General features: G+C 64.2%; 11 protein-coding genes and 3 tRNA genes. 9 read left to right on the top strand and 5 right to left on the bottom strand.

What is annotated here, in order from left to right:
* The first annotated feature begins 10 nt into the window (after positions 1-10).
* From J7360_RS10435 to J7360_RS10455, 5 genes are all read left to right on the top strand, one after another.
* Positions 11-673, top strand: a complete 663-nt coding sequence (locus J7360_RS10435) for a CDP-alcohol phosphatidyltransferase family protein (protein ID WP_209033808.1) — start codon at positions 11-13, stop codon at positions 671-673.
* A gap of 54 nt (positions 674-727) precedes the next feature.
* The gene (gene phaE, locus J7360_RS10440; protein ID WP_057659480.1) at positions 728-1954 is read left to right on the top strand and encodes a class III poly(R)-hydroxyalkanoic acid synthase subunit PhaE; all 1227 of its coding nucleotides are present in this window, start codon (positions 728-730) and stop codon (positions 1952-1954) included.
* Positions 1951-3027, top strand: coding sequence for a class III poly(R)-hydroxyalkanoic acid synthase subunit PhaC (locus J7360_RS10445; RefSeq protein WP_057659482.1), 1077 nt, complete (start codon positions 1951-1953; stop codon positions 3025-3027). Before phaE ends, J7360_RS10445 begins: the two co-directional genes overlap by 4 nt.
* Before the next feature lie 112 nt (positions 3028-3139).
* Positions 3140-3337, top strand: coding sequence for a PspC domain-containing protein (locus J7360_RS10450; protein ID WP_005915706.1), 198 nt, complete (start codon positions 3140-3142; stop codon positions 3335-3337).
* 8 nt (positions 3338-3345) lie between these two features.
* A complete protein-coding gene (locus J7360_RS10455) occupies positions 3346-3822 on the top strand; it encodes a hypothetical protein (RefSeq protein WP_007964398.1) in 477 nt (158 codons plus the stop codon).
* On the opposite strand, the gene J7360_RS10460 is transcribed toward J7360_RS10455, so the two are convergent.
* The gene (locus tag J7360_RS10460; protein ID WP_057659486.1) at positions 3780-4991 is read right to left on the bottom strand and encodes an FAD-dependent oxidoreductase; all 1212 of its coding nucleotides are present in this window, start codon (positions 4989-4991) and stop codon (positions 3780-3782) included. The two genes, J7360_RS10455 and J7360_RS10460, sit on opposite strands and share 43 nt — an antisense overlap.
* A 193-nt stretch (positions 4992-5184) precedes the next feature.
* Between J7360_RS10460 and J7360_RS10465 the strand changes: the two genes are divergently transcribed.
* The gene (locus J7360_RS10465) at positions 5185-5412 is read left to right on the top strand and encodes a hypothetical protein (protein ID WP_017157548.1); all 228 of its coding nucleotides are present in this window, start codon (positions 5185-5187) and stop codon (positions 5410-5412) included.
* 102 nt (positions 5413-5514) lie between these two features.
* The gene (locus tag J7360_RS10470) at positions 5515-7875 is read left to right on the top strand and encodes a Tex family protein (protein WP_022559161.1); all 2361 of its coding nucleotides are present in this window, start codon (positions 5515-5517) and stop codon (positions 7873-7875) included.
* A gap of 497 nt (positions 7876-8372) precedes the next feature.
* Here J7360_RS10470 and J7360_RS10475 read toward each other — a convergent pair whose 3' ends face one another.
* Together J7360_RS10475 and J7360_RS10480 are read right to left on the bottom strand one after the other, a co-directional pair.
* Entirely contained in the window at positions 8373-11756 is a 3384-nt protein-coding gene (locus J7360_RS10475; RefSeq protein ID WP_209033810.1) for a PAS domain S-box protein, read from the bottom strand.
* Between the two features lie 211 nt (positions 11757-11967).
* Entirely contained in the window at positions 11968-12348 is a 381-nt protein-coding gene (locus J7360_RS10480; RefSeq protein ID WP_007964402.1) for a response regulator, read from the bottom strand.
* Positions 12349-12486: 138 nt separating this feature from the next.
* On the opposite strand from J7360_RS10480, the gene J7360_RS10485 reads away from it, so the two are divergent.
* Together J7360_RS10485 and J7360_RS10490 are read left to right on the top strand one after the other, a co-directional pair.
* Positions 12487-12573, top strand: a tRNA-Leu gene (locus J7360_RS10485).
* A 368-nt stretch (positions 12574-12941) separates the two neighbouring features.
* Positions 12942-13118: a hypothetical protein gene (locus J7360_RS10490; protein WP_003482805.1), complete on the top strand. Its 177-nt coding sequence runs from the start codon at positions 12942-12944 to the stop codon at positions 13116-13118.
* Positions 13119-13416: 298 nt separating this feature from the next.
* On the opposite strand, the gene J7360_RS10495 is transcribed toward J7360_RS10490, so the two are convergent.
* Positions 13417-13492 (bottom strand) — tRNA-Glu (locus tag J7360_RS10495).
* A gap of 47 nt (positions 13493-13539) precedes the next feature.
* A tRNA-Ala gene (locus tag J7360_RS10500) sits at positions 13540-13615 on the bottom strand.
* Positions 13616-13624 lie beyond the last annotated feature (9 nt).

Raw genomic sequence — 13624 nt, forward strand, 5'->3', positions numbered from 1 at the left:
GGTCGCCTGCATGGCGCGCGCGCGTTACCCTTTGTGTCTTGCTCACCTTAGGTTCCGCATGAAACGCCATTTTTCGATGCTGCGCGATTTCCAACTCGCGGACTGGTTCACGCTTGCCAACGCGTTCTGCGGCAGCGGTGCGGTGTTTGCGGCCATGCGGTTCCTGCAAGAGGGGCATCGCGGCGATCTGCTGCTTGGCATGGCATTGATCCCGCTGGCGTTCGTGTTCGATGCGCTGGACGGGCACGTGGCACGCTGGCGCAAAGCGTCGTCCACGCTGGGCCGCGAACTGGATTCGTTGGCGGACGTGATCTCCTTCGGCGTGGCGCCGGCGGCGTTGGGCTATGCCTGCGGCATGCGCGGCGGTTGGGACTGGCTGGTGCTGAGCTATTTCGTCTGCTGCGGGGTCAGCCGGCTGGCGCGCTACAACGTCACTGCCGAAGAGATCGCTGGCGAGGCCGACAAGGTGCCGTATTTCGAAGGCACGCCCATTCCGACCAGCCTGGTACTGGTGATCCTGCTCGCGGTTGCCGCCAGCAGCGGGCACATCGGCGACACCTTGTGGTGGGGCCAATGGCAGCTGGGGCCATGGCAGTTCCATCCGCTGGTGCTGCTGTTTGCGGTGTCCGGCTCGCTGATGATCAGCAAGACGCTGCGTATCCCCAAACCCTGAGAGGCACACCGCGACGCACGCGGTAGGATGGCTGGGTAAAGGTCACTGGATGGGATGATGGCAAGCAGCGGTTCGGACAACGGCAACTTCGACGACAAGGCGCGCCAATACTGGGCTGCCTGGGGAGATGCCATGCGCCACGGCCAGGCCGGCGCCGCTGCGCAACAACCGCCGCCCACGTCCGGTAGCGACGCCCCGCAGGATTGGCGCAAGGCCGTGGATTGGTGGTCGCAAGTGCTGCCCACCCAGGCCGCCCCGCAGGCGCAGGAAGCCATCGACCGCTTTCGCACCCAGGCCGGCGATTGGTTCGGCACCATGCAGCAGGTGGCCGCGCAGTTTGCCGGGCACGACACCTCGGCCAATGAAGTCGCCGATGCCTGGCGCCAGGCCGTACAAGGGCAGGGCGAGCAGCTGATGCAGTGGACGCTGGGTTCGCTGCGCGGCGGCAGCCCGGGCGGGTTCGACCCGTGGCTGCAGGACGCGGCGCAAGCGCTGCAAAAGTGGCGCGAGGAAAATGCGCCCTGGCTGGACATGCCGGCGTTCGGGTTGAACCGCAACCACCAGTCGCGCCTGCAGAAACTGGCACGCGCGCAGCAGGAGTTCCAGGCCCAGTCGGAGGCCTATGGCGAGCAACTCAAGGCCTCGATCGAGCAGGCGTTTGCGCGTTTCGCGTCCAAGCTGAGCGAGCACGAGAGCAGCGGCAGCCAGTTGACCAGCGCCCGCGCCCTGTTCGATCTATGGATCGAAGCGGCCGAAGAGTCCTATGCCGATGTCGCCTTGTCGGAGCAGTTCGGCAAGGTGTACGGCGGCTTTGCCAACGCGCACATGCGCCTGCGCGCTGCGCTGCAGGAAGAGGTCGAGCAACTCAGCGAACGCTTCGGCATGCCCACACGTTCGGAGATGGACGCCGCGCATCGCCGCATTGCCGAACTGGAACGCCTGGTCAGGCGGATGCTGCGTAACGCAGCTTCGCCGGCGAGCAAGCCCGCTGCATCGGCGCAGCGTGCACCGGAGACACCGGCAGCGGGCAAGCGCGCGTCGTCCGCCGGGGCCAGCGCTGTCGCGCGGCCGGCCGGCGCAGCACGGGCAGTCAAGCAGGGTGCATCGAAGAAGGCGCCCGTCGACAAGACCGCGACGAAAAAGGCGGCTCCCAAAAAGACGCCAGCCGTTGCTAAGTCGACGAAAACGACCTCGCCCAAGAGGCACGGTGGCGCGACATCCTCGCCCGAGCCTGCGGCCCGCAAACGCGCCGCAGCTAAAAAACGTGGAGCGCAGGCATGAAAGGCCCATTGGGATTCAGCGCCGAAGACCTGATGCAGGAAACCCTGTCGATGCAACGCAAGTTGCGCGAAGGGCTCAAGCTGCTGCCGGGCGTGGACGATGTGGATTACGGCGTCACCGAGCGCGAAGAAATCTGGCGCGACGGCAAGGTGGTGCTATATCGCTTCATCGGCGAGCAGGCGCCGGTGGCCAAGACGCCGCTGCTGATCGTCTATGCATTGGTCAATCGCCCCTACATGGTCGATCTGCAGGCGGACCGCTCGCTGGTGAAAGGGCTGTTGAGTCACGGCCAGGACGTCTACGTGCTGGATTGGGGCTACCCGGACCGCTCCGAGCGCTACCTCACCCTGGAAGATTATTTGCTGCGCTACATCGACGGCGCGGTGGATCATCTGCGCGCGCAGTCCGGGCTGGACGCGATGGATGTGCTCGGCATCTGTCAGGGCGGAACGTTCTCGTTGTGCTACGCCGCGCTGCAACGCGACAAGGTGCGCAACCTGATCACCATGGTGACGCCGGTGGATTTCCATACTCCCGACAACATGCTGTCCAACTGGGCTCGCATGGTCGATGTGGATCTGTTCGTGGACACCATGGGCAACGTGCCCGCGGATCTGATGAACGCCAGTTACCTGATGCTCAAGCCGTTCCGGCTCAATCTGCAGAAATACGTGGGCCTGCTCGACATCCTCGACGACAAGCAGGCGCTGGAAGATTTTCTGCGCATGGAAAAGTGGATCTTCGATTCGCCCGACCTGGCGGGCGAGGCTTTCCGCGAATTCGTCACCGTGTTCTATCAGCGCAACGGGCTGGTCACCGGGCAGGTGAGCATCGGGGGGCAGGCGGTCGATCTGCAGGCGCTCGACATGCCGGTGCTGAATATCTACGCCGAACACGACCACCTGGTGCCGCCGGACGCTTCACGGGCGCTAGGAGGGCTGGTCGGCAGCGACGACTACAGCGAACTGAGCTTCCGTGGCGGGCATATCGGGATCTACGTCTCCGGGCGTGCGCAGCGCGAGGTGCCGGTAGCAATCCATCGCTGGCTGCAGGAACGTGGCGGCAATGCCTGAGATCGCTGCCTGCACGCGCAGGTGACGCTGCGCTGAGCAGGCCCGGCGGCCGTCACGATCCGCAGCGGCCGCGTTTTCTAGACTGTTGGCTACGTTCTGCAGGAGTCTTGCCATGTCTACCACCACGCTGTCCCGCTCCCTCAACGATCGCATGATCGCCGGTGTCGTTGGCGGCATCGCGCGCCGTTTTGGCTGGAGCTCCACGCTGCTGCGCATTTTGTTCGTGATCGTATCGATCGCCTCGGCCGCGTTTCCCGGCATCCTGGTCTATCTGATCCTGTGGCTGCTGATCCCCAACCAGGCCGATTGAAGCCGGTAATGCGCGGGCTGCCTGCATTGCAGGCGCTTGGCGCGGTGTGGACGCTGCCCAATACCTTGATCGGGCTTGCGATCGGCGCGGCCGGATGGTGTTTTGGCGCGCGTCCCGTCTGGTCGCCGCGGGAACACGCCGTGGTCTTCCGCGCCTGGCCATGGGGCCCGGGTGGCGCGATGACATTGGGCAACGTGATCCTGCTCAACGGTGCATCGCTCGACCTGCAGTGCAGTACCTACGCGCACGCCGCAGGCCGTTGCCGACATCCACCGGTGCGCCTGGGCGACCACGAGCGCGCGCATGTCTATCAGTACATGCTGCTGGGGCCACTGTTTCTGCCCGTATATTTTCTGTGCGGCGGTATCCATGTGCGCAACCCGCTGGAGCGGGCTGCCGATACGTACGCGATGCATGGCCATGGTTGGTGGCCGTGGGAGTTTCAACCCAAGCGCGAGAAGCCGAACAATCCGGACAGCGGATGAGGCGTGCTCTCCAGTTGTGCGCGCAATAAGCCTGCACCAATGGCGCTATAGGTAATTCCGTTGCCGCCATAGGCCATCGCGAACGACACGCGCGGACCGAGTTCGGCATGCGGCCCGAAGAACGGCAATCCATCGGCAGTCTCTGCGAAGGTGCCGGCCCATGCGAACGCACGGCGCAGTCGCATATCGGGCATGGTCTTGCCAATTTTCTTCAGCAGCGTCTTGAGCTTGCTCTGCACGCGTGCGTCGCGGCGCGCGGGAATGTCGATGCTGTCGTCTTCTCCGCCAGCGACCACGCGCCCGTCCGGTGTGCTGCGCACGTACAGATACGGGCGCGCGGTTTCCCACATCATGGTGTGCTTGAGCGCACCCATGTCGCTGTCGTGCAGGGGGTCGGTCACGAAGGCGTAGCTGCTGCGATTGCGCGCCACCGGCTGCGAGAGCCAGCGCTGGTTGCCATAGCCGGCCGCCAGGATCACGTGACGGGCACGCACGCCCACACCGTCTTCGGTGCGCAGGTCGACGTGCGGCTCGTGCGGTTCGATCGAGGCAATGGCGGTGCGGTCGTGGATGCGTACGCCGTACTGCTCGCACTCGGAAAACAGGCGGTAGCAGAGGCGGTACGGGTCCACGCTGGCGGCCAGGCGGCTCAGGATCGCGCCATCCGAGTGCACGCCGTAGTTGTGCCAGAGCGGCTCGCGTTCGATCCATTCCACCGGCAGTTTGTGCGCCTTGCGGGCCTCCAGCTCGCTGCGCAGGTCTTTTATGTCGCGCGGGCGGCTGGCGTAGTACAGGCTGTCCTGGCGCGTGAAGTCGGTGCCGCCGAAGGTATTGCACAGGCCCTGCAGGTCGAGGATGGCCTGCGCGCAGGCGCCATAGGCCAGCGCCGCTGCCTGCATGCCGTGCTGTTTGGCCAGTTCGATCATCGGCGTATCGATTTCGTATTGAAGCAATGCGGTGCTGGCCGAGGTGCTGCCCCAGCCGATGTCGCGCTGTTCGATCACCACCACTTCGTGCCCATGGCGCAGCAATTCGTGCGCAATCAGCGCAGCGGTCACGCCACCACCGACGATGGCGACTTCGCAGACGGTGTCTTGCTCCAGGCGCGGGTAGGCGCGCATCAACCCGTTGCGGATCGACCAGAACGGGTAGCCACTTTTGAGGTCCATGCGGTGTCGATCAGCGAGCAGGCGGATGGCGATTGGACGGCCAAGCGGGGTGAAGCGGCCGTGAGGCGAGCCCGGCCTTGCCGCCGTCACCAAACGGCAAACAGCCGGCGTTAACGTGCGTGGAAAGCTCCTCACGGCGCGCTGGGTATCCTCCCACCACAACGCAGCAACAGCAGCAGAAGAGGGTGTGGGTATGTCGATTGTCCTGTACGTCGGTGGCAGCAAAGATGGCGACAAGGGCGTGGTGCCTTACGGTTTCAGCAAGTCGCGCGCGATGACCGATGCTGGCCCGGAGGTGTATGTCGAACGCATGGTGCCGCTGAAGGATGTCGGCAAGGTGCGCGTGATGGCGCTGGAATCGCTGCACGAAAGCATTCTGGTCGAACGTGCCGCCACCCATTACGCACGTCAGGTCAGCTGAGCGCGGCTGCATAGGTTTACGGCGGCGTTGTCAACGGGTTTCCGTGGCGGGCCGGCACTGCGAAAATGCATTTTTCAATGAAGCGGTTTACGCCGCGCCGTCATGCACGATAGCCAGCTTGCCCAGCAGATTGCTCGCACCATCGCCGATGAGATCGGTGCCCAACCCGCCCAGGCGCACGCCGCCATCGCCCTGCTCGACGAGGGCGCCAGCGTCCCCTTCATCGCCCGCTACCGCAAGGAAGTCACCGGCGGCCTGGACGACACGCAACTACGCAATCTGGAAACGCGCCTGACCTATCTGCGCGAGTTGGAAGAGCGCCGCGCGGCGATCCTGTCCAGCATCGGCGAGCAGGGCAAGCTCAGCGATGAATTGCGCAACGAGATCGTGGCGGCCGACACCAAGTCGCGACTGGAAGACCTGTACCTGCCTTACAAGCCCAAGCGCCGCACCCGCGCACAGATCGCACGCGAAGCCGGGCTGGAGCCATTGGCCGATGGCCTGTTGGCGGACCCGACGCAGTCCCCGGACGTGGCCGCGGCGGCCTTCATCGATGCCGAAAAGGGCGTGGCCGACAGCAAGGCGGCGCTGGAAGGCGCGCGCGCCATCCTGATGGAGCGCTGGGGTGAAGATGCCGCACTGGTCGGTGAGCTGCGCAGCTGGCTAGGCGATAACGGCGTGATCCGCGCACGGGTCGCCGAGGGCAAGGAAGAGGCCGGTGCCAAGTATCGTGATTACTTCGATCACGCCGAAACGCTGGCGAAGATTCCCTCTCACCGCTTGCTGGCGCTGTTTCGCGCACGCCGCGAGGAAATCCTGTACCTGGATCTGGATCCGGGCAGCGATGCCGAGGCCGGGCACCAGTACGCCGAAGGCCGCGTGGCGCGCAATGCCGGTATCTCCAACGAAGGCCGTCCGGCCGATCGCTGGTTGCTGGATGCGTGCCGGCTGACCTGGCGCGCCAAGCTGCATATGCACTTGCTGTTGGACCTGTTCAATCAGGCGCGCGAAAAGGCCGAGGCCGAGGCGATCGCGGTGTTCGGCGACAATCTCAAGGACCTGATGTTGGCGGCGCCGGCAGGCCCGCGCGTAGTGCTTGGGCTGGATCCGGGCATCCGTACCGGTTGCAAGATCGCCGTGGTCGATGCCACCGGCAAGCTGGTGGCCACCGAAACGATTTATCCGCACGAGCCGAAGCGGCAGTGGGATCAGTCGCTGCAGACCATCAAAAAATTGTGCATGCAGCACAACGTGGAGCTGATCGCGATCGGCAACGGCACCGCCAGCCGCGAGACCGACAAGCTGGCCGGTGAGGCGATTGCGCTGTGCGGCGCGGCCAAATTACAGAAGGTGGTGGTGAGCGAGGCGGGCGCATCGGTGTATTCGGCCTCGGAGTTCGCGGCCAAGGAATTTCCGAATCTGGATGTATCGCTGCGTGGTGCCGTGTCGATCGCGCGCCGTCTGCAGGATCCATTGGCCGAACTGGTGAAGATCGAGCCCAAGGCGATCGGCGTGGGCCAGTACCAGCACGATGTGGATCAATACCGTCTGGCCAAGGCATTGGAAGCGCGGGTGGAGGACTGCGTCAACGCGGTCGGTGTGTACGTCAATACCGCCTCGGCGGCGTTGTTGTCGCGCGTGTCCGGTTTGTCGGGCACGGTAGCGGAAAATATCGTGCGTCACCGCGACGACAATGGCCCGTTCAAGCGGCGCAAGGACTTGCTCAAGGTGCCGCGGCTGGGCGACAAGACCTTCGAGCAATGCGCCGGTTTCCTGCGCATTGCCGATGGCGACGAGCCGCTGGACGTGTCGGCGGTGCATCCGGAAGCGTATCCGGTGGTCGAGCGCATCGTTGGCAGCACCGGCAAGCCGATCAAGGCATTGCTGGGCGACGGCAGTTTTCTGCGTGGCCTGAAGCCGGAGATGTTCACCGACGACCAATTCGGTGTGCCGACGGTGCGCGACATCCTCAAGGAGCTGGAAAAACCCGGCCGCGATCCGCGCCCCGAGTTCAAGGCGGCGCAGTTCGCCGAAGGCATCGAGGACATCAAGCACCTCAAGCCGGGCATGGTGCTCGAAGGTGTGGTCAGCAATGTGGCCGCGTTCGGTGCGTTCGTCGATATCGGCGTGCATCAGGATGGACTGGTGCACATCTCGGCGTTGTCGGAAACCTTCGTCAAGGATCCACGCGATGTGGTCAAGGCCGGCGACATCGTCAAGGTCAAGGTGCTGGAAGTGGATGTGGCGCGAAAGCGCATCGCGCTGACCTGCCGTTTGTCCGATACGCCGCCAGCGGCGGATGGCTCTGCGCAACCGCGCGATGCTCGCGGCAGCGGTCCGGGGCAGGGCAGGCGCGATGGTGGTGGACGCGGTCAGGCGCAGGCCAACAGCAAACCGCGGATCACCGCACCGCCGGCAGACAATGCGCTGGCAGCGGCATTCGCGCGTGCCAAACGTAGCTAAGTCGCGCTTTTGATGGTTTGGTTGATCGGCGTGGTTCGGTGGCGTGGCATGGATCTAACGTCGTAATGGGCTGATCTGCGGCTTGGCTGCAGGGCCCTTGCCCGCTCACCATCGCAGGACACGCTGCAAGTACGTCCTTGTAAGCTCCTTGGCGGCATCCATGCCGCCAAGGGTCACGCGACGGTGAGCGGGCAAGGACCAGTGGAGTTGGTCGGTATGCAGAGTTTTCAACGCAGCTAGCAACCAACGACGCGGTGTTCCTCGCTTTTCAACAAGCCCAGCAAACTGTCTGGTGCGGTGTCCCTGCCGCCATCGGGCCCCCAAGGACGGGTTCACGGCGTGTCCTGCGAACGGCGAGGGCACCGCGCACTCGGCCAAGCAAGCTTTTCACTCTCTCAGTGCTGTAGAAAGTGAAAGCACCCGATGCCGCGAGGTGTCGTTGATTTGGTCAATCAACGACAAGGTGCTGGCCAGCCATGCTCTGGTGCTATCAGGCCTCATCTCGTACTGCGTGTCGGCAAGATCAAGCGTTCGATCAGATCGACCAGGCCTGGCGGTTCCACCGGCTTGCCCATGTGCGCATCGAAGCCGGCCACTACCGCGCGGTCGCGGTCTTCTTCGCGGACATAGGCGGTGAGGGCGACGGCCGGAATATGCCGTGGCAGATCGGCGCGGCCCGAACGCACCGTGCGGATCAGATCGTAGCCATCGCGCACTGGCATCGCGATATCGCTGACCAACACATCGAAGTGCGCGTTCGCCAGGCAGTGCTCGGCAGCGTCCACCGACCCGGCAGCCTGCACCTGCGCGCCGGCCAGCATCAGGAACTGCATCACCGCTTCGCGCGAATCCTGATCGTCGTCGACCAGCAGGACGCGCGCACCAGCCAGGCGGTCGCGGCACTCGTCCGGCAGCGCGCCCACGTGGGGGGTATCTGCCGAGGCAGGGCGCAGGTCGCTCACCCCGTGCTGAAACGGCAACACGATGGTAAATAGCGCGCCGTGGCCTTCGCCCGCGCTGGACGCGCCCAGGCTGCCGCCATGCAGGTCCACCAACTGACGCGAAATCGACAGGCCCAGCCCCAGGCCGCCCACGCGTCGGGTGGTGCCTGCATCGGCCTGACGAAAACGGTCGAACACATGCGGCAGGAACGCCGCCGCAATGCCGATCCCGGTGTCCTGCACGCACAGGCGCAGGCGCTCGTCTTCGACGTCCATCGCCACGCGCACCGTGCCGCCGGCAGGAGTGAATTTCAGCGCATTGCTGAGTAGGTTGGTCAGCACCTGCTGCAGTCGCCCGGCATCGCCGAAGAACCACAGTTCGCCATCGCAAGGCGCATCCAGCTCCAGTGCGATCTTGCGCGTCAACGCGGTCGGCTGCATGAGTTCCAGCGCGCTGCGCACCAACCCTGCAATATCGAAATGCTCGGCCTGCAGGCGGATCTTGCCGGACAGGATCGCGCTCATATCCAGCAGGTCGTCGATGATCTGCGTCTGCGCGCGCGCACTGCGTTCGATGATCACCAGTCCGCGGCCCAGATTGGCCGGATCTGCGATGTCCGATTGCATCAACCGGGACCAACCCAGGATCGCGTTGAGTGGCGTGCGCAACTCATGGCTGAGCGTTGCCAGGAATTCGTCCTTGACCCGGTTGGCATGCTCGGCCTGCGCGCGCGCGGCGGTTTCCGCCTGCAACGACAGCTTGAGCTTGGCATCCACCCGGGTGCGTTCGATGACGATGCCGGCCAGGTGCGAGGCCGAGCGCGCCATCGCCTGCTCGCGTAAGGATGGTAGGTGAGGGCGGTCGTAATAGATATTGAGCGTGCCCAATACCTGTCCGTTGCTGGCCAGGATCGGGGTGACGCAACACGCGGCGATGCCCATCGCCGCCGAGATCGCATGGTGGGCGCTGAAGCTTGCATCGGCCTGGATATCGGTGCAGATGACCTGACGACCCAGATGCGCCGACAGGGCGCAGGGCGGACCCTCCGGCCCGATCGGCGAGGGCTCGAAGTGCCCGCGGTACTCGATCGGAAAATGCGGTGCCGAGCCGAAACTCAAGGTGTGGCGGACCTCATCGCGCACCATCACCGAGCAGTACAACGGGATTTCACCACGTGCCTCCACGCTCAGTGCGATCGCATCCAGCACCGCCGGCAACGGCGCACCGGTGGTGATCAAACTCAGGATCGCGCGGTCGGAGGCGGTGGCATCTTCGATGTGCTTGCGTTCGGAGATGTCGGTGAGCGAGCCGATGTGCCCTAGGAAACGCCCGTCGCTGGCGAAGTGCGGCGACGCGGTGTCGATGCACCAACGGTATTGCCCATCGTGCCGGCGCACGCGGTATTCGGCGAGGAATTCGCCGCGTTGATCGAGCGCCTGTTCGAAGGCGTGCCGCACGCGTGCTGCATCGTCGGGATGCATCACATCCCACCAGCCCTGGTCCAGGGCCTGGTCTTCCCCCTGTCCGGTAAAGTCGTACCAGCGCGGATTCCAGTACACGCAATCGCCTTGCGCGTCGGCCATCCAGATCATCGCTGGCACCGTCTCGCAGAGCGCACGGAAGCGCACTTCGCTTTCGCGTAATTGCTGTTCGAATGCGCGCCGGTCATGAATGTCGGTGTAGGTACCGATCCACTCGCTGATGCTGCCCTCGTCGCCGCGCACCGGTAGCGCGCGCACCAGGTGCCAGCGCGATTGCCCATCGTGACGCAGCAGTTCGCACTCCACTTCTAAGGCGCGCTCGCCCTTCAGTGCCAGGCTCCAGGCCTGCTCGGACAGGCGCAGACCATCGGCAGTGTGTGCGAGGTGCCAGGCGGCATCTTCGTTGTTGGAAGGATCCAGGCCGGTGTACTCGTACCAGCGTTGATTGAAGTAGTGCGGCCGTCCGTCCGGATCGGCGATGAAGATGATCTGCGGCAGCGTATTGGCGAGGCGGCGCAGGCGTGCTTCGTTGGCCGCGAGTTGCTGCTGCGCCTTGGCCCGTTGCATCGATTCCCAGCAGCGTGCCACAACCAATCGCACCAGTTCGATCTCCGCCGACAGCCAGCGCCGCGGTGCGCGCTGATGGACGCCGATCGCTGCCACCAATCGGTCGTGCTTGTGCAACGGAATGGCCAGCGAGGCGCGCAAGCCGGAGCGGCGGTACTGCTCGGCCACATAGTCCGGTGCACCCGGCGCCAGCGCATCGGTCGTGAACCAGGGGCGGTTTTCCAGCAGCGCATCGCGCAGGCCCCGTGCCGCCTCCAGTGGGAAATCGCCTTGCAGGCTCGGCATGTCCTGCACATGGTCGCTGATGACATGCATGGTGCTGCCATCGGCAGCGACCAGGCCGAATGCACAACGGTTCGCCTGCAGATGCTCGCCGAGCAAGCGCACGCTGGTGTCGATGATCTGCCGCGGATCGGACACGTACTGCAGTGCGTCTTCGAGCATCAATAAAAAACTGTCGCGACCATCGCTGCGGCGTTGTTCGCTGACATCAGTCGTTGAAACAGCAACGCCGATGTAGAGCGCGCCCAACTGCTCGCCCGATTGCAGCACTGGGCTGCATGACCAGCTCGCCAGATCCAGGGCGATTGTCGCTGCTGGCTCGCCATCGCCATCGGATGCATATGTCAGCGCCGCAAGCGGCTGCCCGAAGGCCGCCGGATGGCGTGGCCCCAGTAGTGCAATGCAGGCATCGTTGTAGATGCAGCGGTTGTCGCGGCCCCATACGAGCAGCATCGGAACCGGCGCATGCAGGCATATCGATAGCGCTGTGCGTAGCGCAGGGCTATCGCTTAGCAGCGCGTCCGCAGGATGCACTGACGCGGCCAGCAATGCTGCGGTTTCGCTCGTCTCCGGCAGCAAGCCGGCCAACGGCGACACGGCGATATCCATCCAGCGACCCGCCCGTCATTCTTCGATGGCAAATTCTAGTAGCAACCGGCCCGGCGCCGCTGATACCGCGCAGACGGCGATTCAGCTAATCGCTGCCCGCGCACCCAAAACAGCGCGCCGGTGGCGGGATGATGGGGTGTTAGAGAGAGGGCATGCGTGCCGCACCGGACGGTGGCACCGGGGCGGGCTGGCAGTGCGCCCGTGCTGTTGCTCAGCCCTCAGCGCCGCGCGACTCGCGCGCTTTGGACAATGCGCCAACCAGCTCTTCGGACAGATAGGGCTTGATCAGGATGACGCCACGTTCGAAACCGCTCGGGATGCTGCCGATGGCAACGCCGGTCGCCAGTACGAACGGGATACCGCGCTCCGACAACAGGCGTGCGACCGGTTCGCTGGTTTCGCCATTGCCCAAGCGATAGTCCAGCACTGCGATATCCGGTGCGTCGGCGGCGATCAGTTGCAAAGCATCGCGCACCTCGCCGACCGGGCCCATGACGACGGCACCCGCCTGAACAAGCTGCAGATCGAGCAGCATGGCATTCATGTCATCGTTTTCGACCACGAGTACCCGAACTCCACGCAACACCGACATTGCTTACTCCTTCACCAAGTCGGCCAGTATATCGGGACTGCCTGGACACGGCGCTGCAGACCCCGCTTGCACCTGAATTCGTCAGGCGCAAACTGACACTGTTCGTTTCAACAACAAGTCGCTATACTGCGCGGCCACGCCGAAGTGGCGGAATCGGTAGACGCAGCGGACTCAAAATCCGCCGCCCTTAAAAGCGTGTGGGTTCGAGTCCCACCTTCGGCACCAAGTTGTTGCAGCACCAGCGAAAGCCCTTCTGGAGAAGTCCGGTGGGGCTTTTTGCTGTATAGCCTTTCGTCAGGGTGTGGGGCTTGGTTGATCACAACGCGGACAGCGAGGCTGCCGACCGTCAGCGCGGTCCAGCCGAGCACGAAGGCGCAAGCGTGATCGTCGCGTGGTGCAGGACTGGCTGGGGCCGGCAGTCGATTCGCTTGCAAGTGCGTCTGCGTGGCGCAGATGCCTGATTGCCGGCTGTCCACGCATCGGGCACACAACTGCCGTGCGCCATGCAGTGCGCAGGTAACGGATGACGTTGCAGGCACGCGACCATCACGCCGCTTGCGTACCTTGGACGTTTCTTTTGAACAGGTGGCCCCATGGACTTCGATGCTTCGCAACAGCTACGCATCCTGCGCGACATCCACGACACCAAGCCGGTAGCCGACGAGGAGGGGAACTGGGCGGTACGCGCCGGCTATGCCACGCAAGCCGAAGATGGCGACATCGACCTGACGCACGAAGGTCGCAAGGCGCTGGATAGCGGGCAGACCTGAGGTGTTCCGCATAGTGCACTGCGTGGCTGGCTTCGAAATCGAACGGAGACTCTACTCATCGCAATAGCGTGCGATGGGGGCCCTGCGCCGCACTCGGAACGGATTGCGCGGTGGCGAGATGATCGGCTAGCGACGTAGCGGTTTGCGAGTGCGTAGAAGGGTGTTGCATGCAGGCTGCATCAGCGAGATGCACTTGCACCCCTCTGGTTGCCGCCCGCAATGGCCGCGACATACGTCCTAGATGCAGGTTAGGGACAGGCAAGAAAAAACCCCGGCAGTGCCGGGGCTTTTAGATGATTGGCGTCCCCACGGGGATTCGAACCCCGGTGTCCACCGTGAAAGGGTGGTGTCCTAGGCCTCTAGACGATGGGGACGCGTATCAAAACCTCGTTGTCCACTTGCGACGGCCTAATGTCTAAAGTGGTGGAGCCAGGCGGGATCGAACCGCCGACCTCCTGCATGCCATGCAGGCGCTCTCCCAGCTGAGCTATGGCCCCGCGTTGCTG

Source organism: Xanthomonas sp. D-99 (assembly GCF_017746145.1).
Lineage (GTDB): Bacteria > Pseudomonadota > Gammaproteobacteria > Xanthomonadales > Xanthomonadaceae > Xanthomonas > Xanthomonas cissicola.